At 64.9% G+C, this 26449-nt stretch carries 25 protein-coding genes, 1 tRNA gene and 1 pseudogene; 10 read left to right on the forward strand and 17 right to left on the reverse strand.

What is annotated here, in order from left to right:
• Positions 1–58: 58 nt before the first annotated feature.
• The 4 genes from smpB to IC762_RS35300 form a co-directional block, all read right to left on the reverse strand.
• Complete coding sequence (gene smpB, locus IC762_RS20725; protein ID WP_195784102.1) at positions 59–532, reverse strand: SsrA-binding protein SmpB; 474 nt, start codon at positions 530–532, stop codon at positions 59–61.
• Between the two features lies 1 nt (position 533).
• Positions 534–950 (reverse strand): large conductance mechanosensitive channel protein MscL, encoded by a 417-nt coding sequence (gene mscL, locus IC762_RS20730; protein WP_195784103.1) that lies wholly within the window; start codon positions 948–950, stop codon positions 534–536.
• A 57-nt stretch (positions 951–1007) separates the two neighbouring features.
• Positions 1008–1898 (reverse strand): 4-hydroxy-tetrahydrodipicolinate synthase, encoded by an 891-nt coding sequence (gene dapA, locus IC762_RS20735; RefSeq protein ID WP_195784104.1) that lies wholly within the window; start codon positions 1896–1898, stop codon positions 1008–1010.
• Between the two features lie 267 nt (positions 1899–2165).
• Entirely contained in the window at positions 2166–2678 is a 513-nt protein-coding gene (locus tag IC762_RS35300; RefSeq protein ID WP_246801121.1) for a hypothetical protein, read from the reverse strand.
• A gap of 10 nt (positions 2679–2688) precedes the next feature.
• On the opposite strand from IC762_RS35300, the gene IC762_RS20740 reads away from it, so the two are divergent.
• From IC762_RS20740 to IC762_RS20750, 3 genes are all read left to right on the forward strand, one after another.
• Positions 2689–4692 (forward strand): lytic transglycosylase domain-containing protein, encoded by a 2004-nt coding sequence (locus tag IC762_RS20740; protein ID WP_246801123.1) that lies wholly within the window; start codon positions 2689–2691, stop codon positions 4690–4692.
• Between the two features lie 244 nt (positions 4693–4936).
• Positions 4937–5029, forward strand: a tRNA-Ser gene (locus IC762_RS20745).
• A 133-nt stretch (positions 5030–5162) separates the two neighbouring features.
• Positions 5163–5894 carry a DUF2061 domain-containing protein gene (locus IC762_RS20750; RefSeq protein WP_195784106.1) on the forward strand — a complete coding sequence of 244 codons (732 nt, stop codon included), beginning with the start codon at positions 5163–5165 and terminating at the stop codon, positions 5892–5894.
• Between the two features lie 20 nt (positions 5895–5914).
• Here IC762_RS20750 and gcvA read toward each other — a convergent pair whose 3' ends face one another.
• Positions 5915–6814: a transcriptional regulator GcvA gene (gene gcvA / locus IC762_RS20755; RefSeq protein WP_210338383.1), complete on the reverse strand. Its 900-nt coding sequence runs from the start codon at positions 6812–6814 to the stop codon at positions 5915–5917.
• A 153-nt stretch (positions 6815–6967) separates the two neighbouring features.
• On the opposite strand from gcvA, the gene IC762_RS20760 reads away from it, so the two are divergent.
• The 4 genes from IC762_RS20760 to IC762_RS20775 all read left to right on the forward strand — a co-directional run bounded on the left by IC762_RS20760 (position 6968) and on the right by IC762_RS20775 (position 10515).
• Complete coding sequence (locus IC762_RS20760; protein WP_195784107.1) at positions 6968–8407, forward strand: amidase; 1440 nt, start codon at positions 6968–6970, stop codon at positions 8405–8407.
• Positions 8404–8835 (forward strand): PaaI family thioesterase, encoded by a 432-nt coding sequence (locus tag IC762_RS20765; RefSeq protein WP_195784108.1) that lies wholly within the window; start codon positions 8404–8406, stop codon positions 8833–8835. Before IC762_RS20760 ends, IC762_RS20765 begins: the two co-directional genes overlap by 4 nt.
• Before the next feature lie 26 nt (positions 8836–8861).
• Positions 8862–10118 (forward strand): MFS transporter, encoded by a 1257-nt coding sequence (locus IC762_RS20770; RefSeq protein ID WP_195784109.1) that lies wholly within the window; start codon positions 8862–8864, stop codon positions 10116–10118.
• 79 nt (positions 10119–10197) lie between these two features.
• The gene (locus IC762_RS20775) at positions 10198–10515 is read left to right on the forward strand and encodes a putative quinol monooxygenase (protein ID WP_195784110.1); all 318 of its coding nucleotides are present in this window, start codon (positions 10198–10200) and stop codon (positions 10513–10515) included.
• A gap of 67 nt (positions 10516–10582) precedes the next feature.
• Here the strand turns inward: IC762_RS20775 and IC762_RS20780 are convergent, their stop codons facing one another.
• The 9 genes from IC762_RS20780 to IC762_RS20820 all read right to left on the reverse strand — a co-directional run bounded on the left by IC762_RS20780 (position 10583) and on the right by IC762_RS20820 (position 20003).
• On the reverse strand, positions 10583–10849 hold the full coding sequence (locus IC762_RS20780; RefSeq protein WP_195784111.1) for a hypothetical protein: 267 nt from the start codon (positions 10847–10849) through the stop codon (positions 10583–10585).
• Between the two features lie 1505 nt (positions 10850–12354).
• A complete protein-coding gene (gene gatB / locus IC762_RS20785; protein ID WP_195784112.1) occupies positions 12355–13839 on the reverse strand; it encodes an Asp-tRNA(Asn)/Glu-tRNA(Gln) amidotransferase subunit GatB in 1485 nt (494 codons plus the stop codon).
• Positions 13840–13912: 73 nt separating this feature from the next.
• Positions 13913–15274, reverse strand: a complete 1362-nt coding sequence (locus IC762_RS20790) for a patatin-like phospholipase family protein (protein ID WP_195790216.1) — start codon at positions 15272–15274, stop codon at positions 13913–13915.
• 151 nt (positions 15275–15425) lie between these two features.
• Positions 15426–15710 (reverse strand): hypothetical protein, encoded by a 285-nt coding sequence (locus IC762_RS20795; RefSeq protein WP_195784113.1) that lies wholly within the window; start codon positions 15708–15710, stop codon positions 15426–15428.
• Between the two features lie 3 nt (positions 15711–15713).
• A complete protein-coding gene (gene gatA, locus IC762_RS20800) occupies positions 15714–17186 on the reverse strand; it encodes an Asp-tRNA(Asn)/Glu-tRNA(Gln) amidotransferase subunit GatA (RefSeq protein ID WP_195784114.1) in 1473 nt (490 codons plus the stop codon).
• Positions 17183–17410 (reverse strand): hypothetical protein, encoded by a 228-nt coding sequence (locus tag IC762_RS20805; RefSeq protein ID WP_195784115.1) that lies wholly within the window; start codon positions 17408–17410, stop codon positions 17183–17185. Before IC762_RS20805 ends, gatA begins: the two co-directional genes overlap by 4 nt.
• A 24-nt stretch (positions 17411–17434) precedes the next feature.
• The gene (gene gatC, locus IC762_RS20810; protein WP_195784116.1) at positions 17435–17722 is read right to left on the reverse strand and encodes an Asp-tRNA(Asn)/Glu-tRNA(Gln) amidotransferase subunit GatC; all 288 of its coding nucleotides are present in this window, start codon (positions 17720–17722) and stop codon (positions 17435–17437) included.
• 82 nt (positions 17723–17804) lie between these two features.
• A complete protein-coding gene (locus tag IC762_RS20815) occupies positions 17805–18881 on the reverse strand; it encodes an NAD(P)H-dependent flavin oxidoreductase (RefSeq protein WP_195784117.1) in 1077 nt (358 codons plus the stop codon).
• A 105-nt stretch (positions 18882–18986) separates the two neighbouring features.
• Positions 18987–20003, reverse strand: a complete 1017-nt coding sequence (locus IC762_RS20820; protein WP_195784118.1) for an NAD(P)H-dependent flavin oxidoreductase — start codon at positions 20001–20003, stop codon at positions 18987–18989.
• Between the two features lie 104 nt (positions 20004–20107).
• Between IC762_RS20820 and IC762_RS20825 the strand changes: the two genes are divergently transcribed.
• A complete protein-coding gene (locus IC762_RS20825; protein WP_195784119.1) occupies positions 20108–20998 on the forward strand; it encodes a LysR family transcriptional regulator in 891 nt (296 codons plus the stop codon).
• Positions 20999–21024: 26 nt separating this feature from the next.
• On the opposite strand, the gene IC762_RS20830 is transcribed toward IC762_RS20825, so the two are convergent.
• The 3 genes and pseudogenes from IC762_RS20830 to IC762_RS35675 all read right to left on the reverse strand — a co-directional run.
• Complete coding sequence (locus tag IC762_RS20830; RefSeq protein ID WP_210338384.1) at positions 21025–22380, reverse strand: alpha/beta fold hydrolase; 1356 nt, start codon at positions 22378–22380, stop codon at positions 21025–21027.
• Positions 22381–22518: 138 nt separating this feature from the next.
• Positions 22519–23472, reverse strand: a complete 954-nt coding sequence (locus IC762_RS35305; RefSeq protein WP_349629722.1) for a DNA/RNA non-specific endonuclease — start codon at positions 23470–23472, stop codon at positions 22519–22521.
• 505 nt (positions 23473–23977) lie between these two features.
• A pseudogene (locus IC762_RS35675) lies at positions 23978–24682 on the reverse strand (trypsin-like serine peptidase); the annotation flags it as partial.
• A gap of 227 nt (positions 24683–24909) precedes the next feature.
• On the opposite strand from IC762_RS35675, the gene ruvX reads away from it, so the two are divergent.
• Positions 24910–25392 carry a Holliday junction resolvase RuvX gene (gene ruvX, locus IC762_RS20845; RefSeq protein WP_195784121.1) on the forward strand — a complete coding sequence of 161 codons (483 nt, stop codon included), beginning with the start codon at positions 24910–24912 and terminating at the stop codon, positions 25390–25392.
• 2 nt (positions 25393–25394) lie between these two features.
• Positions 25395–26324, forward strand: a complete 930-nt coding sequence (locus IC762_RS20850) for an AEC family transporter (RefSeq protein ID WP_195784122.1) — start codon at positions 25395–25397, stop codon at positions 26322–26324.
• The last annotated feature ends 125 nt before the right edge of the window (positions 26325–26449 follow it).

Consider the following 26449-nt stretch of genomic DNA (forward strand, 5'->3'; position numbering starts at 1 on the left):
CGGCCAGATGATGGGTATCGTTTCGCTCAACCCATCCTACGATCTCCCCTGTTCGCGGCTATCCCCGCGCCCGCATCAGGCGGCCCTTCTCGCGGCTCCAGTCGCGCTTCTTCTCGGTCTCGCGCTTGTCGTGCAGCTTCTTGCCCTTGGCGACCGCGAGCAGCAGCTTGGCACGGCCGCGCTCGTTGAAATACAGCTTTAGCGGAATGAGCGTCATGCCCTCGCGGTCGACGGCGCCGAGCAGCTTGTTGATCTGCTTGCGATGCAGCAGCAGTTTCCGCGGCCGCTTCGGCTCGTGGTTGAAGCGGTTGGCCTGCAGATATTCCGGGATATTGGCGTTGATTAGCCAAATCTCGCCGTTCTTGGAATCCGCATAGGATTCCGCGATCGTGCTCTTGCCGTTGCGGATCGATTTGACCTCGGTGCCGGTCAGCGAAATGCCGGCCTCGATGGTGTCCTCGATGGCGTAGTTGAAGCGGGCCTTCCGGTTTTCAGCGACAACCTTGATCGGGCGTTCGTTCTTGTCGGCCACTTTAGCTCTTCTTGAGGAGGTCGCGGATTTCCGTCAGCAGCACGACCTCGGCCGACGGCTTCGGAGGCTCGGCGGGCGCGGCTGCTTCCTTGCGCTTGAACTTGTTCATGGTGCGAACGACCATGAACAGCACGAAGGCGACGATGATAAAGTTCACGACCAGGGTGAGGAAGCTGCCATAGGCCAGCACCGCCCCCTGCTTCTTGGCGTCGGCGAGGTTAGTCGCGTCCACCCCATGCTTGAGGCCGACGAAGTAGTTGGAGAAATCAAGGCCGCCGGTGACTGCGCCAACGATCGGCATGATGATGTCGTTGACCATCGAAGTCACGATGGCGCCGAAGGCGGCGCCGATAATGACCGCGACGGCGAGGTCGACGACATTGCCTTTCATGGCGAATTCGCGGAAATCCTTCAGCATACCTGTCCCCTTCCTTCGACGTCACGCACCGGACTGCCCGGCGCGAATCCCCGGATCTCAGTTGATCAGCCCAGCATGGACCATGGCGCTGCGTACCGCGGCACGGGTCGATTCCGCGACCGGCACCATCGGCAGCCGCAGCTTCTCGTCCAGCTTGCCGAGCAGCGACATCGCATATTTCACCGGCGCCGGATTGCTCTCGATGAAGAGATTGGTGTGCAACGGCATCAGCTTGTCGTGGATCGCGAGCGCGGCCGTGGCGTCGCCCTTCTGCCAGGCGGCCTGGAACTCCGAGCACAGCCGGGGCGCGACGTTCGAGGTCACCGAGATGCAGCCATGGCCGCCATGCGCCATGTAGCCCAGGATCGTCGCGTCTTCGCCCGACAGCTGGTTGAAGTCCTCGCCCATCGCGGCGCGCTGCTGCGAGACCCGCACCATGCTCGCGGTCGCATCCTTGACGCCGGCAATGTTCTTCAGCTCGAACAGCCGCTTCATGGTGTCGACCGACATGTCGATCACCGAGCGCGGCGGGATGTTGTAGATGATGATCGGAATGCCGATCGCATCGTTGATCGCCTTGAAGTGCTGGTAGAGGCCTTCCTGGGTCGGCTTGTTGTAATATGGCGTCACCACCAGCACCGCGGTGGCGCCCGCCTGCTCGGCATGCTCGGCGAGCTCGATCGCTTCCTTGGTCGAGTTCGAGCCGGCGCCGGCGATCACGGGCACCCGGCCGTTGGCCTCGGCGATGCACCACTCGACGACGCGCTTGTGCTCGTCATGGCTCAGCGTCGGGCTCTCGCCAGTGGTGCCGACCGGCACCAGGCCGTGCGTGCCCTCGCTGATCTGCCAGTTCACGAGGCTGCGGAACGCGGCCTCATCCACCGAGCCGTTCTTGAAGGGCGTCACCAAGGCAGTGAATGACCCCCGGAATTTTGTCTTGGCTGCCATGGACTTCCTCCAAACGCTTCAGGCTTCGTGCTAGGTCGCTCGACCCGGATATTGGCGTGCTTCTGTTGGCGTGCTTCCGTTCGCGCCAGCGGCCCCATACCGCGGAAAAATGCCACCAAAGGCGATTCATACCGGGTCTGGCCCGGCGGCGAAAGGGCCGCATCGTACCTATCCCGGCCCCGATTTCGGTCCAGCCGCGATTTTGCCGCGGTGCTGGCGCAAAGAGCCGCAGGCCGGCGACGCCTTTTTAGCATTTTGTGCACATATTCAATCAAATAAGAACTGATGGCCCTGATGACCAGATGATTCGGCGCCGCAGAGGACCTCCGTGATCCCTTTCAGCCGCGCAGGCACATTGCGATCGACCGCACTGGCGACCAGCCTGGCGCTGGTGGTCGGATTCGCCGCGATCACGGCCGGTGCCCGGGCGGCGGAGGATGCTCCAGCAGCGAAGCCCGCAGCCGAAAGCGCGGCTGCCAAGGCCACCGCCAAGACGACCGCGGCCAAGCACGCTGCTCCCAAGAGCACATCTGCGAAGGCGAGCGAGACCAAGGGCAGCGCTGCCAGATCCGACGCCGCAAAGACAACGTCTTCCAAGACGAGTGCTGACAAGACGAGCGCTTCCAAGGCTGGCGTTTCCAAGGCTGGCGCCGTCAAGCCTGAAAGTTCCAGGACTGGTAACGCCAAGGCTGACAGCACCAAGACGACCGCCGCGAAGACCGGCAAGACGACCTCATCCAAAACCGCTGCGCCCGTCGCGACCGGAGCCTTGCCGCACAAGCCAGCCGCCGTGAGCACCGTCGCACCCGCACTGGTCCCCGCGACCCGCCAGCATGCTGCACCGGCAGTGCGCAAGCCGATCACGCCTGCCGCGGTGGCAGCGACCTCGTCGACCTCGCAAGCCGACAAGGATGCGCTGGAGAACGTCATCGAGCTCCTGCGCAAGCGCAAGGCTTCGGATGCCACCGAGGCCGAGGCCTCGATCTCCGATCCGGTGGCGCGCAAGCTCGCCGAATGGCTGATCCTGCGCAGCGAGGACAATGGCGCCTCGGTCGAGCGGTACCGCGCCTTCCTCGACGCCAATCCGAGCTGGCCGTCGCAGACCTTCCTGCGCCGCCGCATCGAGGCTTCGCTGTGGGATGACAAGCGCGACGACTCCGCCGTCTGGGCCTGGTTCCAGAATGAATCGCCGGTCTCCGCCAAGGGCCGCTTCGCGCTGGCGAAGGCGATGATCGCGCGCGGCGACCGCGGCAATGCCGAGCGTCTCGTGCGTGAGGCCTGGCGCAATGACGGAATGAGCGAGGACACCGAGAACACCGCGCTCGATCTGTTCGGATCGTTCCTGTCCGGCGGCGACCACAAGGCGCGCATGGACGCGATGCTCTACGGCACCGACAATGAGGCCGCAGGGCTGCGTGAGGCCAAGCGGCTCGGCTCCGGCTATGTCGCGCTGGCCAGGGCGCGCATCGCCGCCAACCGCAAGGGCGGAAACCTGCGCGCGCTGCTGGAGGCCGTGCCGCGCGAGCTCTCCGGCGACACCGGCTATCTGTTCGCCAAGATCCAGCTGCTCCGCCGCGAGGAGAAATTTGCCGAGGCCGCGCAGCTGATGCTGGGCGCGCCGCGCGAGCCGGCCCGGATCTTCAACGTCGACGAATGGTGGGTCGAGCGCCGGCTGCTCGCGCGCAAGATGATCGACGTCAACGAATTCCGCACCGCCTATCTGATCGCCCGCGACGCGGCGCTGCCGGCCCGCGACATCTACAAGACCGAGCAGGAATTCACCTCGGGCTGGATCGCGCTGCGCTTCCTCAACGACCCCGCATTGGCCGCGCAGCACTTCGCGCGGATCGGCGTCGGCAGCGCCAACCCGACGGCGCTGGCGCGGGCCGGCTACTGGCAGGGCCGCGCCGCGGAAGCCGCCGGCCGCAGCCAGGAGGCGCGCGCCGCCTATTCGCGCGCGGCCGAGCAATCCACCAGCTATTACGGCCAGCTCGCGCGCGCCAAACTCGGCCTGCCGCAGATCGAATTGAACGGCGCGCCGCGCGGCCGCAGCGCCGAGCGGCTCGAGATCGTCCGCGCCACCACGCTGCTCTACGAGCTCGGCGAGCGCGAGCTGGCGATCCCGATCCTCGCCGACATGGGCGACAATGGCGATCCCGAAGCGCTGGCCGGCCTCGGCGAATTGACCGCGCGCGCCGGCGATGCCCGCGGCATGCTCCTGATGGGCAAGGCCGCGCTCAATCGCGGTCTGCCGTTCGACCACTACGCCTACCCGGTCAACGGCATTCCCTCGTTCCGCCAGGTCGGGCCCGAGGTCGAGCCGAGCATCGTCTACGCCATCGCCCGCCAGGAGAGCGCGTTCAATCCGGCGGTGGTGTCGCCGGCCCAGGCCTACGGCCTGATGCAGGTAACGCCGGAAGCCGGCCGCTATGTCTGCAAGCGCGCCGGCATCGGCTTCGACCTCAGCCGGATGAAGACCGATCCGGTCTACAACGCGACCCTCGGCGCGGCCGAGCTCGGCGGCCTGCTCGAGGACTATCGCGGCTCCTACATCCTCACCTTCGCCGCCTACAATGCCGGCCGCGGCAGCGTGAAGAAGTGGATCGAGCGCTACGGCGATCCGCGCGATCCCAAGGTCGACGCCGTCGACTGGGTCGAGCTGATTCCGTTCTCGGAGACGCGGAACTACGTCCAGCGCATCATGGAGAACCTGCAGGTCTACCGCGCCCGCTTCGGCGGCGGCACCAAATTGCAGATCGAGGCCGATCTGCGCCGCGGCGGCAGCGTCGAGTAATCCGGCACGGCACGATTTATCCGAATTCAATCAATATCTTGAGCCAATCCAAGACGGCTGCGCGCGCCGAACCGTCCCTGCGGTGATGTGCCGGGGGATCTCGTTCCACGTCCGTTCTTTCTCAGTCCGAGAGCATGCCGTTGTGATGGACCCCCACCACCGCAGCATGGCTGAGAATAATCGAGCACAAACACGCCCTTCCAAATTGACCGTGCCGACAAAATCGATGCATAAGGCTCGCACCGGAGAGGTGGCCGAGTGGCTGAAGGCAACGCTTTGCTAAAGCGTCATACGGTCTCAAGCTGTATCGAGGGTTCGAATCCCTCCCTCTCCGCCAAAATGTTTCAAATCACCTTCCGTCGGGGCAAGGCACGGTCTGCTGCATCGGCGCCGCCAGGCCGAACTGCGACATCTTTCCTGCACGCAACATGGCTATCGTCGCTGTTTCGGAGCCGCCGAGGAGCCAGGCCATGAAGCAATATGTGACGGTCGGACTGGCGATCATCGCGGGAGCCGCGCTGATCGAGGTGGCGCTCGTTCCGGGGCTGCTGATCGGCGGCGCGGCGGTGCTCGCACCGAGCTACGTGCCGGGCCTGCGGCGCCGGAAGCGAAAATCTGCGACGGCGTCGCGTCGCGCGACGGCGCCCGCAGCCTCTCTTCTGCGCCAGTTGCCCGTGAGCCTGCCGCGCGCGCTGCTGCCGAAGCTCGTGCTCGGGCGAACCGTCGCCAAGACCATCACGTTCCGGATCATCGTCACGAGCCTCGACTTCACCACCAACTATCTGGTGATTGGCGAACTCGGCACCGCGGCTGGTCTGTCTTCCTTCAACCTGGTGGCTGGCCCCCTCTTCTATCTCGTCCACGAAACCGCCTGGAATTACTTCAGGTCCTCCGCGCTCGCCTCGCCCGCAGCGGACGCCCAATCCGCCGATGACAGCGGCATCGAGGTCGGCGGCATCAAGATCAGCCGCGCACTGGCCAAGACCATCACCTACCGAACCATCGCAACTGTGGTCGACTTCACCACCAACTATGTGGTGGTGCGCAACGTCACCGAAGCGGCGATCCTCTCGGCCAGCGGCTTCATCCTCGGACCCTTCGTCTATTTCGGCCACGAGAAGGCCTGGGACTATTTCACAGCACGTGCCGAGCGCGCCGCTGAGTTGCCGATCGAGACCCGCCTCCTGCCCGCGCCGGGTTGATCGCAGCCTGTGGCTTTCCGCTATTTCGCTGGCGCCGCCTGCGTAGCCGCCTCCAACATCCACTCCCTGAACGCTGCGATCTTCGGCAGCCCCTGCCTGTTGTCGGGACAGACGAGATAATAGGCGAACTCCTCCATATGCACGGTGTCGAGCAGTTGAACCAACCGTCCGCTGCGCAATTCCTGCTCGACCATCGCCGCCGGCAGCAGGCCTGCGCCCTGCCCCGACAGCACGGCCTTCAGCAACAGGCTTGAATCGTCGAACGACGGCCCGCGCGGCGCGCGCACCTCTTCGACGCCCTGGCTCTGAAACCACAGGCTCCATCCCTTGCGATCGGCATCGTGCACCTGCGGCCAGCGCGCGAGATCGGCTGGTGCCTTCGGGCGACCGAGGCGCGCCAGCAGCTCTGGCGCCGCGATCGCCACCATCTCGACCGTGACGACGCGGTCGCTGCGCAGGCCCGGGTAGCGGCCGAGACCGTGGCGCACCGCGACGTCGATGCCGCTGCGGGAAAAATCCACCAGCGTGTTGCTCGTGATGATCTGCAGATCGACCTCGGGATGCGCGCGCTGAAACGACGCCATGCGCGGCACCAGCCAGGCCGATGCGAAGAACGGCGTGACGCTCACAGTCAACGTGCCGACGTCGGCCGATGCCGCGACACGGCGCGAGGCCTCAGCGATCTGACGAAACGCATTGCGCACCGACGGCAGATAGTCGCGGCCGGCATCGGTGAGATAGATGCCGCGTGGCACGCGCTCGAACAACTTCACACCGAGATGCGCCTCGAGCGTCTTCAGCATCTGGCTCACGGCGCCCGGCGTGACGCAAAGCTCCTCGGCCGCGAGCTTCACCGAGAGATGGCGGGCCGCGGACTCGAAGGCCTTCAGGGCATTCAAAGGCGGAAGCTTCTGCTCCATGATTTAGATTTTCTAATCTGAATTGGCCAGCAATTCTGGTTTGTTACGGCGGCATTTCAGCATCATATTTCGCAAACAGCCTGAACGTCAACGCAACCCAACACGTAGCCTAGATTAGATTTTCTATCTGATTGAACGCGATGGAATGAGACAATGCTCGACCACCCGGACGGCTTCGCCTTTCACGGTCTGATCGAAACGGGAACGCAGATCAAAAGCGGGTCCATCTCCTCGCGCGCCGTGACCGAACAACAGCTCCAACGCATCGCGACGCTGGACCAGCGCTTAGGTGCCTTTGTGTACGTGCTCGAGGAAAGCGCGCTTGCGCAAGCCGACGCCGCCGATCGAGAGATCGCGAACGGACATGATCGGGGACCGCTCCATGGCGTCCCCATCGCGGTCAAGGATCTGTGCTGGACCGAAGGTGTGGCGACGGCGGCAGGAACGCTGGTGTGTCGCGACTTCGTCCCGACGCAAGACGCCACGGTCGTTCGACGCCTGAAGGAAGCCGGCGCGATCCTGATCGGCAAGACCCAACTCACCGAAGGCGCGTATTCGGATTACCACCCCTCGATCACGCCGGCAGTCAACCCGTGGAACTCCGATTATTGGACCGGGATTTCGTCGAGCGGTTCAGCCGTTGCCACTGCGGCAGGGCTTTGCTTCGGCTCGATCGCGTCTGATACCGGCGGCTCCATTCGATGGCCCTCCGCGGCAAACGGCGTTACCGGTCTGAAGCCGACCTGGGGACGCGTGAGCCGCCATGGCGTGTTCGAGTTGGCGGCTTCGCTCGATCATGTCGGCACCATCGCGCGCAGTGCGGCCGACAACGGGGCGATCCTCGCAGTTATCTCTGGAAGCGACCCGAGCGATCCGACAGCCAGTCATCTTCCCGTACCGGACTATCTTGCGGCCGCAGAGGCCGGCGCAGACCGGCTGCGTATCGGCATCGACCCGCAATGGAATGCGATTGACGTCGACATGGAGACGCAATCCGCGCTTTCCACTGCGATCGCGGTGTTCGCTCAGCTCGGCGCCGACATCGTCGAGATTACGTTTCCGGACGTTACGCAGATCATCGCCGATTGGGTGCCGAATTGCGCGGTGGAAGCCGCCGTCGCCCACGAGGCCGATTACGCCGCACACAAGGACCTCTACGGCCCAATCCTGTCATCGGTGATCAAGACCGGCGCCTCCATCTCGGGGGTGGAGTATCAGAAGATCCTGTTGCGGCGTGCAGCGTTCCGCGGACAGGTCGAGGCGCTCTTTCAGACCATCGACGTGATCCTGACGCCGATCCAACCGTTCGCGCCCCTGACACTGGCAAAGATCGCCACCCTGGGAGAGCAGCCCGACCTCATTGCCAAGCTGCAGCGCTATGCGTGTCCGTTCGACATGAGCGGCCACCCGACGCTGTCCTTCCCGGGCGGTGTAATGCGCGAGGGCATGCCGATCGGACTGCAATTGGTGGCCGGCCACTTCCAGGAGACGGCCCTGCTACGTGCGGGCTGTGCCTTCCAGGACTCAACGACATGGCATCGACGGCATCCGGTTGTTTTGGCGGCAACCACTTCCGAGGAGGCCACGGCATGACAGCGACGGTCGATCGGATCAACGCCACCCAAGCCGGAAGCCTGCCCGGCGAGCTGGCCTTTCAATGGATTGAAGTCGAGCAGAGTTTTGTGCGCGGCCGCTTCGACATCGGGACAAAACACTTCTCCCCTCATGGACCGCTGCACGGCGCGAGCATCGTCGCCTTGGCAGACTCCGCCTGCGGCTTCGGCTGTCTCGCTTCGTTGCCGGAAGGCGCAAGCGGCTTCGCCACCTCCGAGCTGAAGACCAACTTCATCGGCACCGCGCGCGAAGGCGGCGTGAGCTGTGAGGCGCGGCTCGTGCATGCCGGGCGCACGACACAGGTTTGGGACGCCGTGGTCCGCAGCGAGGTCACGGGGAAGACCATCGCGCTGTTCCGCTGCACCCAGATGCTGCTCACCGCATCGGCGCCCGCTGCCAACCGCTGATCGGACCAATCACAGGGAATGCCACCATGATCATCGAGCAAACCAGAGCGAGGCCGTTCTACGGCTGGTTCGTCGTCGCGGCCGCCTTCGTCATCACCTTCATCGGCTTCGGCAGCGCCTACACTTTCTCGTCGTTCGTGGAGTCGCTGCAGCACGAGTTCGGCGCCTCGCGCGGCGCGGTGTCGCTGGTGTTCTCCTTTGCGGGCTTCCTCTATTTCGGCCTCGGCGTGATCTCGGGCCCACTGGCCGATCGTTGGGGCGCGCGCAATCTCGCGGCGTTTGGCATGGTGCTGATCGGCGTCGGCCTGCTGCTGGCCGGCCGCGCCCGGACCATCATGCAGGTCTATGCCGCCTACAGCATCGGCATCGGCGCCGGCGTCGGCTGCGCCTATGTGCCGACGCTCGGCGCAGTGCAGCGCTGGTTCGTCCGGCGGCGCGGCTTCGTCTCGGGGCTCGCGGTAAGCGGGATCGGCGTCGGGACGCTGGTGATGCCGCCGCTCGCGACCTGGCTGATCGCAAGCCTCGGCTGGCGCGACGCCTATGTCGTGCTCGGCATCGTGGCGGCGGTCACCGGCATCGGCGCAGCGCTGCTGATCGCCGACGATCCGCGCAGGCACGGCACCGGCCCGGACGGCGATCCGCTCGAGGCCGTCACGAGCTCACCGGCCCGCCGCGGCGTCGCGGTCGGCGATGCCGTGCGCACGCCCCGCTTCATTGGCCTCTATGCGGCGTGCCTGATCAGCGCATTCGGCGTGTTCGTGCCTTTCGTGCATCTGGTGCCGTTCGCGCTCGACCATCAGGTGGCGTCCGGCCTCGCAGTGCTGCTGCTCGGCATGATCGGCGTCGGCTCGACCGCCGGACGCTTCTTCCTCGGCGGCATCGCCGACCGCGTCGGTCGCGATGCGTTCCTGGTCGCGATGTATGTCGGGATGGCCATATCACTGGCGATATGGGCGATCGCCGGCGGATTCTGGTCGCTGATATCATTCGCGCTGCTGTTCGGCCTGTTCTATGGCGGTTGGGTCGCGATCCTGCCTGCCGTCGTCACCGACCATTTCGGCGGCCGCCATGTCAGCGGCATCATCGGCATCCTCTACACCAGCGTCGCCGTCGGCACGCTGCTGGGACCGAGCGCGGCAGGCTTCGTGTTCGACATCAGCCACAGCTATGTGATTCCGATCGCGATCAGCGCAGCCGCCAATCTCGTCGCCGCCGTCATCGCAAGGGCCACGATGCGAACCGCATCGCCGATCGCCGCACCGGGCGGCAAAGGCCCCCAATGACCTCAGAGGTAATCGATCCGGTTGGCGGCCGCGCGCATCATTGCCTCGTGGCTGCGAGCCGTGAGGGAAATCAATCGCGATGGCTGTTACTTATCTGATCAAGTTCAATGTCTTGCAGGATCGGCGGGAGCGCTTCCTTGCGCTTCTCGAAGGCGTGCTCGATGCGATGCGCTCGGAGCCCATGTTCCGGGAAGCGATGCTGCATCAAGATCCGGCATCTGATAGCCGTTTCATGCTCTACGAGACCTGGGACAATCACGACGACGTCGTGAACGTGCAGCTTCACCGGCCCTATCGACGGGCCTGGCACGAGGCATTGCCTGCGCTGCTCGCGGAAGATCGCGACATCACCATCTGGCAACCGTTACGCGCCGATCGCGCGCAGCCAAAGGCCTGAAGGATTCTTGGGGCGGCGCCCTCGGGCACCGCGCGACTGTTGAGTGCCCGCGCAGCGGGCGATCGCGTCAGTTCGTCGTCATCCAGGCGCGGGCTTCGCGCTGGGCAACGGCGATCTCGCTATCCGACATCTGCTCGGCGACTTCACGGCGCAGCGCGATCGCCTCGACGCGTCCCTTCAACGCCGCCAGGTTGAACCATTTGTGCGCCGCGACGAGGTTGACCACGCCGGAGCGGCCGCTCGCCCAGTACAGGCCGCGCTCGAACAGCACGTCCTGGATCGCGGTCGCCGCAACCGGAATGGCGCTGTCCTGATCGATGAAACCCTGAAACATGGTCTAACTCCCCTTTTTGTTGTTGCCGCCCTCCCCCGAGCGCGGCCCCCGTCCACTGTCAAAACGCCTTGAAGTCCCCTGCACGATCCGCTGGATCATGTGCTCGCCGTTTGCCGGCTTGTTGGGATGAATATGACCCGGCAAATTTGAAGAGCGGTTTAAGTATCGCGATGAACGGGATGTAAATCGGCTGCCTGCGGCGCGATCGCTGGAATCGCAGAAGTGCCTGTGCCGCAGGCACTTCTCTGCATTCGTGAACGCCGGTTTACCCTTGCTTTTGGGAAGACGATAACCATCGCGGACAATGCCGGCATGGCGCGATCGATGTCGTGCCCGGCATCGCGGGCGATCGGTCTCGGGGCTGACGGAAGGACCGCTTGGGCCGGCTGGCGGTCCACGACCACAGGCCGATGGCGTGGTCAACACGCGCAAGCGCGGTCAGACGAAGCGACGATAATGGACGGGATGTCGGAAAACGGGTGCCGGGGGCGCGGGCTGCGCGAACTGCCGGAACGAGGGGGTCGGCGAACACGTCAGGGCCAGATTTCAACGCGGCATTGGCGCCGGTGAAATTGCGGAACCAAGCGGGCTCCGCACCGAACGAAGAAATCTCGTTTCTTCTGCCGGATCGGTTTTGGAAAGGGGCCCTCTCCGAAATTCGATCCAGCCGTTTGACCTGATGTCTCGCCGACACCCTCTTTCGTCGACCAGGGCTTTTGGAAGGACGTGCCTCTCAGCAATCCGTCCGGCCCTCGCGACGTGCCGGCGTCAAGCCGCCGGCAAGCCTCTCGAGGTGAGAAGCTTACTTCTTCTTCTTGGCGACCTTGCGGGTCTTCTTCGCAGTCTTCTTAACTGCCGACTTCGCCTTCTTCGCCTTCTTTGCCTTCTTAGCCATGTTGCCCTCCAGTGTGTGTGAGATGGCTCTAGTTCGCTGCGTGCACTCGGGAATCGATATGCACTACTTCCCGAATACACCAACAGACCGAAAAAAACAGTGTCCCGCTTAAGGAAGTGTTGACGCAGCGGTGTGCCTGCGCGCAGCGCGCGTCGTCGAACACATCGTCGCCGCATCGATGCGCTGATGCGAGAAGTGCAACAGCCGCCGACATCGGCATTTGTCAACAGTGCAGGAAATGCCTGCACCGCAGGCACTTCTTGAATTCGCATTCGATCGATCAACGCGCGATCGCCGTCGCGTCGAGTCGCGCGCGATGACGAAAAGCGGTACGTCGCGATCGCCGAGTCGCAACTTTTGGCAACGAAAAAATTTTCGTGGGTAAGCTCGCTTTTGCCTCGTCTGAGGTCGTCCGAGGTCGATTCCCGGACGAATCGCGCCTCGGCGATTCGATGCTCGCGGGCGCCGTCGCGGCGATGAATGGACGCTGTGAGGCGAGATCACGTCGCGCTCACGCCGGCGCGACGAGGCTTGGCGACACCCAAAACGACACGAGAGCATGATCCGTCGGGATCATGCTCTCGCAGAAAACGTCGTCGCTGTTGTCGGTTCAGATGCCGAGCTTTGACTTCAGAAGATCGTTCACCGCCTGCGGGTTCGCCTTGCCGCCGGATGACTTCATCACCTGGCCGACGAACCAGCCGACCAGTTGCGGCTTCGCCTTGGCTTGCTCGACCTTGTCGGGATTGGCCGCGATGATGTCGTCGACCACCTTCTCGATCGCGCCGAGATCGGTGACCTGCTTCATGCCGCGCGTCTCGACGAGCGCGCGCGGATCGCCGCCCTCCTGCCAGACGATCTCGAACAAGTCCTTGGCGATCTTGCCGGAAATCGTTCCCTCGCCGATCAGATCGACGATCGCGGTAAGTTGCGCGGCCGACACCGGCGACGCTGCGATGTCGACGCCTTCCTTGTTCAGCCGACCGAACAACTCGTTGATCACCCAGTTGGCGGCGAGCTTGCCGTCGCGCGCCTTGTCCGCGAGACCGGACAGCACGGTCTCGTAGAACTCGGCGCTCTCGCGCTCGGCCACCAGCACGCTCGCATCGTAGGGCGACAGCCCGAAGCCCGTAATAAACCGGGACTTCTTCTCATCAGGCAGTTCCGGCAGCTGCGCCTTCAACTCGTCGACAAAAGCCTGGCTGAACTCGAGCGGCAACAAGTCGGGATCGGGGAAGTAACGGTAGTCGTGCGCCTCTTCCTTGGAGCGCATCGAGCGCGTCTCGCCCTTGTTCGGATCGAACAGCCGGGTCTCCTGGTCGATCGCACCGCCGTCCTCGATGATCTCGATCTGGCGCCGCGCTTCGTACTCGATCGCCTGGCCGATGAAATTGACCGAGTTCATGTTCTTGATTTCGCAGCGGGTGCCGAGCGGTCCGCCCGGCTTGCGCACGGAGACGTTGACGTCGGCGCGCAGGCTGCCCTTCTCCATGTCGCCGTCGCAGGTGCCGAGGTAGCGCAGGATCGCGCGCACTTTGGTGACGTAAGCCTTGGCCTGCTCGGCATCGCGGATGTCGGGCTTGGAAACGATTTCCATCAAGCCGACGCCTGAGCGGTTGAGATCGACATAGGACATGGTCGGTGACTGATCATGCAGCAGCTTGCCGGCGTCCTGCTCCAGATGCAGCCGTTCGATGCCGACCGTGGCGATGCGGCCGCCGTCGAGCTCGAGCACGACCTCGCCCTCGCCGACGATCGGCGACTTGTACTGGCTGATCTGGTAGCCCTGCGGCAGATCCGGATAGAAATAGTTCTTCCGGTCGAACACCGAACGCAGATTGATCTTCGCGTTCAGTCCAAGGCCGGTGCGCACCGCCTGGCGGACGCATTCCTCGTTGATCACGGGCAGCATGCCCGGCATCGCGGCATCGACCAGCGAGACATGGGTATTGGGCTCGCCGCCGAACGCGGTGGAGGCGCCCGAGAACAGCTTTGCGTTCGAGCTGACCTGGGCATGGATCTCCATGCCGATCACGACTTCCCAGTCGCCGGTGGCGCCTTTGATCAGTTTATGGGGTGCGGCTGATGCAGTCATGCTCGTTTTCCGGACAAAGCTATATCTGGGACCGATTGGGCTTCGCGCAACGGGCCGCGTCAGTCAAGCGGGCTTACAGCCCGCGGCGGAACGACTGATACGCCTTGCTCGTCCGCAGCGCGTCCGCACCGCCGGCGATCAGCTGGTCGACCTGCTCCGGTGGCAGCGAGAACCGCGTCGGGATGGCATTGAGGATGCCGGCACGCTCCGGGCCGAGCTGGTCGAAGCTGAGCCGCTCGATGTAGAAGCTGACATCGCCGCATTTCCAGTTGCCGCCGACGCCAAGCCGGGCGCGATCCGCCGCCGACAGGCCGCAGCGCCAGCGCTTCAGCTTGCCGTTCCAGTCATTGGCCAGTGCCGAGAACGCGGCATAGCTCGACCGCACGCTGGAATCGATCGCGGTATCGGCCGCTGCCGATACCAGTTCGACACCGCTCGGTCCTTCCAGTGTCTGCACGAAGTTGCCGGAGATGCCGCGGCCGGCGTCGACCACCAGGAACAGGAGCCGCCGCAGCTTCACCGCCTGACGCTCGGTGAGCGGCTCATAGGGTCGTTGCGCCGCCAGCAGCCCGATGGTGATGCCTGACAGGCCGTAATTGTCGACCAGGCCGCCGTCGAGCAGCTTGACGTACTTCATCGAGCCGTCGCGGTAGCGCGTTTGTGCCTCGGCATAGGAGCGCAGCAGCGGCTGCGCGTTGGGATCGTTGCGCACCCGGTCGAGCCAGGCCGGCAACGGCGCGTTGCAGCCGCCGGGATAGGTTTCCAGCACGATCGGCGCGAAGGCCAGCGGCACGGCGGCGGACGCTGCCACGGCTTCGGCGACACGATAGGAGCGGATGTCGCTGCACAGCGCGTCGAAGGCGGTCTTGCCGAACACGAAGGGCGTGCGGTTGTAGATGTCGGAGGCGTTGATCCAGACCCGCGGCCGGTGGTCGTCCGGCAGCTCGCCGAAGCGCGCGCCGTCGAACAGATTGCGGTCGAGCCAATTGGTGAACTGGCTGTCGTTGACGCCGCCGCTCAGCGCGCGTCCGATATTGCCGAGCGAGATCTGGGTCTTCAGCCCCTCCTCGGCGTTGCGGAGCAGGAAGCGCTCGCGGAAATCGTCGAGCGCGGCGCGCCGCTTGAGACCGAAATAGGCGGCGGTAACCGATCCGCCCGACACGCCGGAGACGAAGTCGACACGGTCGAGCAGCGTTTTCGCGCCGGCGACGCCGGAATGCACCCGGTCGAGCTCCTGCAGCACGCCGAACGAGAACGCTGCCGCACGCGTGCCGCCGCCGGAGAACGACAGCGCCAGCAGATCATCGTCTTCGTAGTTCGGAATGTCGCGCGCGACATTGTTGTCGGCGAGCGCAGCACCAAGCGGCATATTGCCGGGCAGGTTGTAGACGGTCGCGCAGCCGGCCAAGGCCACCGCCGTCACGGCTGCCAGCAGCGCCGACAGCCATCTCCCCCTGCCCAAGCTACGCACGATACTCTCTTGCCCGCTGGCCCCCGCCCCGGTTGCACCAGCCTATCACGGCCAATCTGGGCGGCGGCATGGCGGGCGAAACAGGGTTAATTGACGCGGTGCGCCGGCACCACCACTACGCCGCCGAAAGTGCCGCGACGATCCGCTCCCACTCCGCCTCGAGCGTATCCTTCGCAGCCGGCTGGTTGGCTCTGCGATACCAGTAGCCGGCATTGCCGAGATCACCCTCGACGCGATGCAGATAGGCGTGCACCCAGGCCGAGCTGGCGTCGTCCTCGTCTTGCACGATCCTGTGCGCCTGGTCCCAATCGCCCTTCGCCGCCCACCACAACGCCCTCAGCGGCGGCGACAGCATCGCATCCGGCGCTGTGTCAGTGAGACTGGCGCGGAAATCGGCCATCGCTCACCACCATTTCGGCGGGGTGAAGCGGCCGGCGGCCTGCTCGATCACTCCGCCGAGCGAGAACAGCGTCTCCTCGTCGAAGGCACGACCGATCAGTTGCAGGCCGAGCGGCAGCCCCTGCGCATCCATGCCCGCCGGCACCGCGATGCCGGGCAATCCCGCCATGTTCACGGTCACCGTGAAGATGTCGTTGAGATACATCTCGACGGGATCGTCGCCCTTCTCGCCGACGCCGAACGCCGCCGACGGCGTCGCCGGCGTCAGGATCGCGGTGACCCCCTTGGCGAAGCAGTCCTCGAAATCCTTCTTGATCAGCGTGCGCACCTTCTGCGCGCGGAGGTAATACGCATCGTAATAGCCGGCCGACAGCACATAGGTGCCGATCAGCACGCGGCGGCGCACCTCGGCGCCAAAACCCTCGGCACGGGTGTTCTCGTACATCTCGATGATGTTCTTGGCCTGCTCGCGCAGTCCGTAGCGCACGCCGTCATAGCGCGCGAGATTCGAGGACGCTTCCGCCGGCGCCACGATGTAATAGGCCGGCAGCGCGTATTTGGTGTGCGGCAGCGACACCTCGACGAGCTCGGCGCCCGCCGCCTTCAGCCATGCCGCGCCATCGCTCCAGAGTTTTTCGATCTCCGCCGGCATGCCGTCGAGCCGATACTCCTTGGGGATGCCGATCTTCATGCCCTTGACCGACTTGCCGACCGCGGCTTCGTAATCGGGCACCGCGATATCGACCGACGTGGTGTCTTTCGGATCATGCCCTGCCATCGAGCGCATCAGGATCGCGGTGTCGCGCACGTCACGCGCGATCGGGCCGGCCTGGTCGAGCGAGGATGCGAACGCGACGATGCCCCAGCGCGAGCAGCGGCCATAGGTCGGCTTGATGCCGACGGTCGCAGTGAACGCGGCGGGCTGGCGGATCGAGCCGCCGGTGTCGGTCGCGGTCGCGCCCATGCAGAGCTGCGCCGCCACTGCCGACGCCGAGCCGCCGGACGAGCCGCCCGGCACCAGCGTGGTATTGCTGCCCTCGCGCCGCCACGGATTGGTGACCGGGCCGAAGCACGAGGTCTCGTTCGACGAGCCCATCGCGAACTCGTCATTGTTGAGCTTGCCGAGCAGCACGGCGCCGTCGCGCCACAGCTGCGAGGTAATCGTCGACTCGTAGGGCGGAATGAAATTGCCGAGGATCTTCGAGCACGCCGTGGTGCGGATGTCGCGGGTCGCGAACAGGTCCTTGATGCCGAGCGGGATGCCGGCGAGCGGGCCGCCCTCGCCCTTGGCGATCCTGGCGTCGGCTTCGGCCGCCATCTCGCGGGCGAGGTCCGGCGTCTCCAGCACATAGGCATTGAGCGCGCGCGCGGCTTCGATCGCGGCGAGATGCGCGTCGGTCAGTTCGCGCGCGGTGAAGGACTTTTTCGCCAGGCCTGCGCGGGCCTCGGCGATCGTCATCGATGTCAAATCGGTCATTTATTGATCGGGCTGCAGAAGAAGGGAGACAGGGTCTTGTCATTGGCGGGATCTTCGAGCCGCGCCTTGTTGGCCTTGGCACGCTCGGCGTCGAGCGCCTCGAGATGATCGAGCACGGCGTCCATCGCCGCATTGGGATCGGCGACCTTCCCCTTGCGCTCCATCGCATCGAGGAAATCCATATAGGCCTTGTAGGCCTTCTCGTCGTCGCAGAGCAGACACATGGACGTGGCTTCCAGAAAATAGAGTTACTCGACCACCTTCGGCACCAGGAAGAAATGATCGGTCGTATCGGGCGCGTTGCCGACGATCTCGTCGGCGATCTCGCCGTCATTGACGACGTCGGCGCGCTTCTTCATCTCCATCGGCGTCACCGAGGTCATCGGCTCGACGCCCTCGATATTCACCTCCGACAACTGCTCGACAAAGGCCAGGATCGCGTTCAATTCCCCCTGGAGCGCGGGAACTTCGGCGTCGCTGACCGCGATCCGCGCCAGATGCGCGATGCGGCGGACGGTCGTGGCGTCAACAGACATTATATAGAGCCTCGGGCTGAAAGGTCAGCCCGCCGTATAGCAGAGCCCGGTTTTGCGCCGCAACCGCGGCGCATACCCCGATTCAGCCCGCCAACTGGCCCATTCGCGCCAGTGCTGCCCCGGCCAGCGCCCTTGTCAGCTCGGCGGCGGGCATTTCCTTGCCCATCCGCACCGCCTGCCCGGCCCAGAGATTGGTGAAATCGACCTTGCCCTGTTTTTCGGCAGCCGCCTTCAGCGGGCCGAGCGCAGTGGCTGAGTGAGGAAATGCCGGCGCGTCCGGCGAGATCGGGCCGACCTCGCGCATCACGCGGTTGGCGACGCCGCGCGCCGGGCGGCCGGTCATCACATTGGTGATGACCGTCGATTCGTCACTGGCCTGCGCCAGCACGATCCGGGCCGCCGCGCTCACCTTGGATTCCGGGCAGCGCAGATAGGCCGAACCGATCTGCACGGCGGACGCGCCGAGCGCAAATGCCGCAGCGATCCCGCGCCCGTCGGCGATGCCGCCCGCCGCGACCACCGGCACCTTCACCGCATCGACCACCTGCGGCAGCAGCGAGAACGTTCCGGGTTGCTCGGCGATATTGTCGGTCAGGAACATGCCGCGATGGCCGCCGGCATCGGCGCCTTGCGCGATCACGACATCGGCGCCGGTCTCTTCCAGCCAGATCGCCTCCTTCACCGTCGTCGCCGACGCCATCACGATGGCACCCACCGCCTTCACGCGCCGCAGCAGCTTGGGCTCCGGCAGGCCGAAATGGAAGCTGACGACCTCCGGCTTCAGCTCCTCGACCACCTCGCACAATGCGGCATCAAACGGCGCGCGGTTGGCGGCATTGATCGACGCATCCGGATTGAGGCCGTGCTCGCGATAGTAAGGCGCCAGCCGCTGCCGCCATTTTGCCTCACGTGCGGGATCCGCATCGACGGCCTTGTGGCAGAAGAAATTCAGATTGACCGGCGCGGAGACGCGCTGGCGGATGATGTTGACCTGCTCGCGCGTCTTCTCCGGCGACAGCATCGCGCATGGCAGCGAGCCGAGACCGCCGCCCTGCGCCACCGCGATCACCAGCTCCGCATCCATCACGCCGGCCATCGGCGCCAGCACGATCGGGAATTCAGTCTTGAAGCGATCGATCAATCGACGGTCCGGCCACATGGTGCGTCTCTTTCAAGGCTTGCTCGGAAATCCCCTCTCCCCTTGCGGGAGAGGGTGGCGCTGAAGGCGCCGGGTAAGGCGTTTGTCTCCGCGGAGAGAAACCCCTCATCCGTCGCGGACTGCGTCCGCGCCACCTTCTCCCACAAGGGGAGAAGGAAGAAAGTTGCGCCGCCCCAGCAGCGATTGCTCAGCTTCGGCGACGATGCGGCCGACGATCTCGGCGGCGGGAACGATATCATGGATCAGGCCGGCGGATTCCCCGGCGAACACCGCGGCGACGTCGAAATTCCCGGCGGCCCTCGCCGCGGCATAGTCGACCGCGATCTCGTCCGCCCGCTGCATCAGCTCGATCTCGCGTCCGCTCCAGCGCGTCAGATGGTCGTTGACCAGCGAGCGTGCGGTGAACGGCGCTGGCCACATCAGTCTGCGCGACCAGTCGAACACGACACCGCGCACCGTCTCCCCGCTCTTCGCCGCGCAGATCAGCTGCTTCGCCTTGTCGGCGCCGTCAGCCTCGACGCTGGCATAGAAGCGCGTGCCGAGCAGCACGCCGGATGCGCCGAGCATCAGCATCGCGGCGAGCCCGCGTCCGTCGGCGATGCCGCCCGCGGCAACCACCGGCACGCGGCCCGCCGCGAAATCGATGATCGCGGGCACGATGTCGAGCGTGGTGCGCGCGGCGCCGTGGCCGCCCGCCTCGGTGCCCTGCGCGATCAGGATGTCGGCGCCGCAATCGAGCGCCTGCTTTGCCATCTCCTCACTCTGCACCTGGCAGATCATGAGCCCGCCCGCGGCCTTGATCTTTGGTGCGAACGGCGCCGGATCGCCGAAACTCAGCATGATCCCGCGCGGTCGGACGTCGAGCGCGATATCGAGCAGCTCGGGTTGCTTCGCCAGGCTCCAGGTGATGAAGCCAATGCCGAACGGTTTTGCAAAGCCGTTCAGCTTCGCGGTCTCGGTCTCGAGCCGGGTCCTGTCGCCATAACCGCCGCCCAGAATGCCAAAGCCGCCGGCCTCGCTGACCGCTCTGACCAGCCTGCTCCCGGAAATCGTATCCATCGGCGCGAGCAGGATCGGATGTTCGATGCAGAGCCGCGTCGTCAATCCGGTCGAGATCGCCATGGGTTTGCTCCCTGTTCTGGACACCGAGCCTAAGCGGGCCTAACATTCTCTGAAAATGAATACTAGAGAACGCTACCATCTCTAAAATGGAACGGTGGTCCCAGATGGAATTGACCGACCTCCTCACCTTCTCCACCGTCGCCCGGCTCGGCGGCATCACCCGCGCCGCCGACGAGCTGCACACGGTGCAGTCCAATGTCACGCAGCGCATCAAGGCGCTGGAGGCCGAGATCGGCACCGCGCTGTTCGAGCGCCACAGCCGCGGCATGACCTTGACCGGCGCGGGCCGCCGCCTGCTGCCCTACGCGCAACGAATGGCGGCGCTGTCGCGTGAAGCGGTGCTCGCCGCGCGCGACGATGGCGAGCCGAAGGGCCCGCTCTCGATCGGCTCGATGGAGACCACGGCCGCGGTGCGGCTGCCGACCCTGCTCGCGGAATTCCATCGCCGCCATCCCGCCGTACGCCTGACGCTGCGCACCGCGCCGACCGCCGATCTCGTCGCCGCGGTGCTCGATGGTTCGCTCGACGGCGCCTTCGTCGCCGGGCCGATCGAACACGCCGAGCTCGCCTCGACCATTGCCTTCACCGAGGAGCTGGTGCTCGTCACCGCGCCGCGCTGGCCCTCGCTCGCCGCGTTGCGCGCCGGCACCCCGGAATCGGGCCCGACCGCGCTGGTGTTCCGCACCGGCTGCACCTACCGGCAGCGTCTCGAGCAGGTGTTCGCCGAGTTCGGCTGGCCGTCGGCGGCTCGTTTCGAGCTCGGCACGCTCGACGGCATGATCGGCTGCGTCGCCGCCGACATGGGCGTGACGCTGCTGCCGCGCGCCGTGGTCGAGCGCGACCACGTCCAGCGCGACGTCACCATTCACAAGCTCAAGGCGCAGCACGCGCGCGTCGAGACGCTGTTCATCCAGCGCCGCACCGCGCATCAGTACAGCGCGCTGGCCGGATTTGCCGCCTGCCTCGGCGGCGACGACCGTGTGATCGCCGCCTGAGGCGGCAATCGGGTCTCCAGCAGCGATCATCTGGTCAAAAACAGGTTGATCTCGTCGAAGAACCGGGCTGTGGCGGGTTCGTGCTTCAGAAAGAGGTGATTGCGTCCTGGAAGCGCGACGAAACGCGCGCCCGGGATCGCGGCCGCCATGTGACGCCCCGCATCGATCGGGACCATGAGATCGTCGCGCACATGCATCACCAGCGTCGGCACCCGAAGTTGCGGGAGCAATTCGCGCACATCGAGATTTCCAACCGCGTCAAAGTACCGAGCCGCGCATTCCGGCGACGTGGTCTTGCGTTGAAGGTCGTTGAACCAATCAGCCTGCTCCTTCGTGGCCTCCGGGATGAATTGCGAGGTGAACATCTGCCGGAACGCCGGGTCATCCGTGCCCCAGCCAAGGCGCATCAAGGTGCCCATCGCCTTGCGCTTCTCGTGCTCCTGAGGCGATCGCTTGGCACCACCCAGCGCAAAGCCACCGTACAGGATCAAATGAGACAGGCGCTCCGGATGCCGCGCCGCATAGGCAACGGAAATCGCACACCCCTGCGACACGCCCAAGAGCGGAAAGCGCTCCATCCCCATGGCGTCGACCACGGTTTCCAGATCGCTGACCCACGCGTCGAGTGACAGTTCATCGACATCCCAGTCCGATAACCCGTTACCTCGCGCGTCGTATCGAACCAGCGTGTGATCTTTCGCCAATCCCTCCAGCAAATGATGCCAGATCGGGCTCTCCCAATCGTATTCGAGGTGGTTCATCCAATTCGCCGCCTTGACCAGAGGCGACCCCTGCCCCACCGAGGCGTAGGCAAGGCGCACCCCATCGGGCGCCCGGCAATAATTGATGTCCTGCGTCAGGCTGACGGAACTGAAATTGACCGAGAAGACCTCGACGGGCTTGGCGATGTTCTTAAGGTTGCGAAACCCCATCTTCTCGCAAGTGAACGAAAGCCTCTCGACCAAATGATCGCGTGCCTGGCGTGAAATGCAGATTCCGCCTGGTTCGGCGATCCCCTCGAGCCGCGCGGCAATGTTGACGCCATCGCCATAGATGTCGTCATCCTCGATCATGATGTCGCCGAGATTGATGCCGATGCGAAATTCGATCCGCTTGTCGACATTGACCCGCGCGTTCCGCTCGCTCATGCCGCGCTGCACTTCGACGGCGCATCGCACCGCATCAACCACGGAGGCGAACTCGACCAGCACGCCGTCTCCGGTCGACTTGACGATACGACCCCGGTGTTCCCAGATCTTTGGATCGAGCAATGCCTGGCGATGCCCCTTCAGTTGGGCGTGCGTGCCTTCCTCGTCGATGCCCATCAGGCGGCTGTAGCCGGCCACATCTGCAGCCAGAATTGCCGCAAGCCTGCGCTCCAAGATGCGTCCTCCGATAGTCGTCCGTTACCGTCCACGAACTTCAGAAGCCGTCAGCTTTCCAGCCTCCCGGGAGGCTGGACCAAACATAATCGCGCTGCGCCGCCGAGTAGAGCAGCAAAGATCGGCGGCGACAACGTCCTAAAGCCTGATGTCGTCGACCGTCTCGATCAGGCGCGGCCCGACGGCGGTGGCCTCGTGGGTATCGGCCGAACCGAGATTGCCGAAATCGAGCTTGGTCAGTTTCGTCAGGTCCGCGATCGAGACCTGGAAGACCTTGACGTCCGCCTCCGACAGCTTCTCCTGGATCCGGCTGATGTCCATGATCAGGTCGCGCTGGCTCATCAGGAACGCGGCGCACTTCAGGCCGCCATTGTCGTCGTCCTCGGTGATCAGGATCTTCCAGAAATATTTCGGGATCTGCACGCCGCCGAATCTCGGATCCTTGTGCGGCTTGCCGGCCGGACTGGGCAGGTCACTGCCATCGGCGTCGGGCCCGTCGAACACCGGCCCGTTCATGACGATGCCCTTCTTCTCGTCCTTGAGCAGCACGTCGCGCGTGTAGTCCTCGAGCCCGGCCCACAATTGCTTGCCCTGGTTGAAGCGGAAGAACTGCGGCGAGCAATTGGTGAAGTGGAAGGAATCGTCGCCGTGCTCCTTGGCCTCATCAACCGTATCGCCCCAGGTGGCGTCGAGGCGGCGAACCAAATGGCCGCGATCGAACGGATTGTCGCTGCGGTCGGCTTCGAAGGTCGATTGCTTCTTGTAGAACTCGTCGCCGACCTGGAATTCGGCGTCGATGCGCGGATCGCGCAGCCACGAATCGCCTTCGCGCTTGCCGACATCCTGCTGCTTGCCGCCGTCGATATTGACGCAGCTGAAGAAGGCGAGCTTGCGCTCCTTGTTCATCACCACGCTGTAGTTGAAGTACTTCAACTCGGACTGCCCGCCCTTCAGCGTCGCCACCTTCGACTTGAGTGCGGCCGGCAGCTTCGGCAGCGCTACCGACAGCTTGCCACTGCCGATGAAATTGGGCTTGTAGCCGGGGCGCGAGCCGAGCGTGGTCTGGTCGATATGGACCGCCTCCATCACCATGCCCGTGGCGATCCCGACCTATCCCGACCTGCGGTCCGGCAGGGATGATCGCAGGCATCGTGGCCGGAGACGGCGGTGCCGAAGGCGGCGCCTGTCGCTTGATCACGGGCATGGGAACGCGGATCGGCACCACCAGCGTGGTCGCATCGTCAGTCTGCTCCAGCCACACATTCGAGCCGTAGACGGGCGCAAGCAGCCCGAGGGTCTCGCGCCCCGGCGACGGCGCGGGCGGTGGAGGCGGCGGCGGCGCCTGCTGATCGAGCACCGGCTTGATCAGCGGGTTCGAGCCGACCGCGACCTTGAGGTCGGCGACGATCGAGCTGACGCGGACGCCCTCGTTGGCGACCCAGTCGATCGACGTCTCGTCCATCGAGGTGTCCCACACCTTGCCTTCCGTGGTCAGGATGTGGCCGGCCGAGTCCTTCTTCGGGACGCCGCTGTGGTGAAGCGCGATCACCTGCCAGAACCGGTTGAATGCGGGGGAACCGGACGAGCCACCCGTGGTGTCCGTCTTGTACCAGACGTAGTCGCCGACATATTGCAGCAATTTGTTCTCGCGGACGCAGACCTGCTTGAGCTCGCCGCCCGGATGCTGAACGATGGTGAGATATTCGCCCGGATCGCCCTTGCCCGGCTCGCCGCTCAGCGGCAGCCATCCCCATTCGGTCAGATCCCTGTCGCCGGTCAGTGATTTCGGGCCCACGGCGACGATCGAATAATCCAGCTTGATATTGGTGTAGAAGAACCGTCCGGGCTCGAAGCCGAACCTGACCGCTGGGCGCTCCATGCCGGCGACATCGAGCTCGTAGTCGAAATCGGCAATCGAGGTTGCGGCGTCGCCGGGACCGCCGAACACATGATGATTGGTCATCAACAGGCCGGGCCCGATCAGGAAGCCGGACGCGTAACCGATCAGATTGGCGCGCGCATCCTTGAGCTGGATGCGGCAGACCGAACGCGACGCCAGCATGCCCTTGGCCAGATAGTTGATGCTGTCGAGATCATTGCCCTCGATGATCCGTTCCAGTCCGATCTGGACCGCCTGGACGTCGTCGGTTTGCTGCAGCAGTTGCCGCTGCCGCATCTGCTTCTTTTCAGGCGACAGCTTGAGCGGGCCGTCGCCCAGCTTCTTGTCCAGAGCGGTCGGTGAAATATCGGCCTGCTTGAGGCGTTGCTCCGAGGCGGCGATGAGGGTCGGTTTGATCAGCATGATGCTCTCCGCTCAAAAATGACAAAAGAATATTTCGCGCCGGATCGGCGAAGCGCGCGTCCGTAAATTCGCATGATCGAAATGGATCGGCTGTTGCCGGGGCCACAACCTGAAGGAATATTCTATTTCACGTTCGCTCTTGTCGAGAACAGATTCCGATGAAGGAAACGCGACATCCGGAACGACAATTTGCCGCACCGGTGGCACGCGTGCTAAGCGCTTGCGCCATGCCTGCCCCCATCCTTCCCCTGATCGAAGCCGCCCCGCTCTGGCCCGCGCGCGGCGCGCTTGTTGGCCTCGATCTTGGCACCAAGACCATCGGCGTCGCGGTCTCCGATCCGGATCGGCGGCTCGCGACCGGCGTCGAGACCGTCAAGCGCAAGGCCTTCAAGGCCGATGCGGCGCGGCTGCTTGCGATCGGCGCCGAGCGCAACGCCGTGGGCTTCGTGCTCGGCCTTCCCATCAACATGGACGGCAGCGAAGGGCCCCGCGCGCAATCGACCCGCGCCTTCGCCCGCAATCTCGCCGGCCTCACCGCGCTTGCGATTGCGCTGTGGGACGAGCGGCTCTCGACCGCGGCGGTGGAGCGCGAGCTGATCGGGATGGATGTCAGCCGCGCCAGGCGCGCCGAGGTGATCGACGAGCACGCCGCGATCTTCATCCTGCAGGGCGCGCTGGACCGGCTGGCCAAGCTCTCCGGAGACCGCTGAGCATGGCCGTGGTGATCGCGGCGCTGCTGCCGGTGTTTCTGTTGATCGTGCTCGGCGTCATCCTGCGGCGCACGCTGATGCGGCTCGACACCCAATGGCACGGGCTCGAGCAGCTCACCTACTATGTGCTGTTCCCCGTCCTCCTGGTGCAGACGCTGGTGAAGGCGGACCTGACCAGCGTGCCGATCGCGGGCGTCGGCGGCGCGCTGCTGCTCGCGGCGCTGGCGATGTCCCTGCTCTGCCTCGCGCTCCGCCCGACGCTCGCACGCGCCGGCGTCGACGGCCCGGCCTTCACCTCGATCTTCCAGGGCGCGACCCGCTGGCAGACCTATGTCGCGCTGTCGGTGTCGGGCAATCTCTATGGCAAGGCCGGGCTCGCGCTCGCCTCGGTGGCGATGGTCGCGATCATCCCGATGGTCAACGTGTTCAGCGTCGCCGTGCTGGCGCATTACGCGTCGAAAGAGAAGCGGTCGCCGGGCGCGATCGCGATGACGGTGGTGAAGAACCCGTTGATCTGGGCCTGTGGCATCGGCCTCGCCATCAACCTCGCCCACCTGCCGCTGCCAAAACTCTGGCACGACGTCGCCGATGCGCTCGGCGGCTCGTCACTGGCGATCGGCCTGCTGGTAACCGGCGCCGGCCTGCGTCTGAAGGGCATGTTCCGCCCGAGCCTCGCCGCCAGCGTCGCGCTGGTCCTGAAGCTGGTCGTGATGCCGGTGCTCACGGTTGCGCTCGCGGTGTGGTTCGGCGTCACCGGCGCCAATCTCGCGATCGTCACCGCCTGCGCGGCGGTGCCGACCTCCCCGTCGGCCTATGTGCTGGCCCGCCAAATGGGCGGCGACGCCCCGCTGCTCGCCCAGATCATCACGCTGCAGACGATCCTGGCCGCGATCACGATGCCGATCGCGATTGCGGCGGCCGCAAGCTACTGATTTTTCAGACGAAAAATAATTTTAACTTCCCGTTAAGCGCCTTTTTATTTGCCGCGGCTAGGCTACGGGCCTCGGTTGACCGTACCCCGATCGAACTAACCTCGGTGCGTTGCGACGGTTGACGG

Origin of the sequence: Bradyrhizobium genosp. L, from assembly GCF_015624485.1 — a bacterium.
GTDB lineage: Bacteria > Pseudomonadota > Alphaproteobacteria > Rhizobiales > Xanthobacteraceae > Bradyrhizobium.

Coding starts and splice junctions, on each gene's coding strand:
- mscL (WP_195784103.1), bottom strand. CDS start 950: ATGCTGAAGGATTTCCGCGAATTCGCCATGAAAGGCAATGTCGTCGAC.
- dapA (WP_195784104.1), bottom strand. CDS start 1,898: ATGGCAGCCAAGACAAAATTCCGGGGGTCATTCACTGCCTTGGTGACG.
- IC762_RS20750 (WP_195784106.1), top strand. CDS start 5,163: ATGAAGCAATATGTGACGGTCGGACTGGCGATCATCGCGGGAGCCGCG.
- gcvA (WP_210338383.1), bottom strand. CDS start 6,814: ATGGAGCAGAAGCTTCCGCCTTTGAATGCCCTGAAGGCCTTCGAGTCC.
- IC762_RS20760 (WP_195784107.1), top strand. CDS start 6,968: ATGCTCGACCACCCGGACGGCTTCGCCTTTCACGGTCTGATCGAAACG.
- IC762_RS20765 (WP_195784108.1), top strand. CDS start 8,404: ATGACAGCGACGGTCGATCGGATCAACGCCACCCAAGCCGGAAGCCTG.
- IC762_RS20770 (WP_195784109.1), top strand. CDS start 8,862: ATGATCATCGAGCAAACCAGAGCGAGGCCGTTCTACGGCTGGTTCGTC.
- IC762_RS20775 (WP_195784110.1), top strand. CDS start 10,198: ATGGCTGTTACTTATCTGATCAAGTTCAATGTCTTGCAGGATCGGCGG.
- IC762_RS20780 (WP_195784111.1), bottom strand. CDS start 10,849: ATGTTTCAGGGTTTCATCGATCAGGACAGCGCCATTCCGGTTGCGGCG.
- gatB (WP_195784112.1), bottom strand. CDS start 13,839: ATGACTGCATCAGCCGCACCCCATAAACTGATCAAAGGCGCCACCGGC.
- IC762_RS20795 (WP_195784113.1), bottom strand. CDS start 15,710: ATGGCCGATTTCCGCGCCAGTCTCACTGACACAGCGCCGGATGCGATG.
- gatA (WP_195784114.1), bottom strand. CDS start 17,186: ATGACCGATTTGACATCGATGACGATCGCCGAGGCCCGCGCAGGCCTG.
- IC762_RS20805 (WP_195784115.1), bottom strand. CDS start 17,410: ATGTGTCTGCTCTGCGACGACGAGAAGGCCTACAAGGCCTATATGGAT.
- gatC (WP_195784116.1), bottom strand. CDS start 17,722: ATGTCTGTTGACGCCACGACCGTCCGCCGCATCGCGCATCTGGCGCGG.
- IC762_RS20815 (WP_195784117.1), bottom strand. CDS start 18,881: ATGTGGCCGGACCGTCGATTGATCGATCGCTTCAAGACTGAATTCCCG.
- IC762_RS20820 (WP_195784118.1), bottom strand. CDS start 20,003: ATGGCGATCTCGACCGGATTGACGACGCGGCTCTGCATCGAACATCCG.
- IC762_RS20825 (WP_195784119.1), top strand. CDS start 20,108: ATGGAATTGACCGACCTCCTCACCTTCTCCACCGTCGCCCGGCTCGGC.
- IC762_RS35305 (WP_349629722.1), bottom strand. CDS start 23,472: ATGGTGATGGAGGCGGTCCATATCGACCAGACCACGCTCGGCTCGCGC.
- ruvX (WP_195784121.1), top strand. CDS start 24,910: ATGCCTGCCCCCATCCTTCCCCTGATCGAAGCCGCCCCGCTCTGGCCC.
- IC762_RS20850 (WP_195784122.1), top strand. CDS start 25,395: ATGGCCGTGGTGATCGCGGCGCTGCTGCCGGTGTTTCTGTTGATCGTG.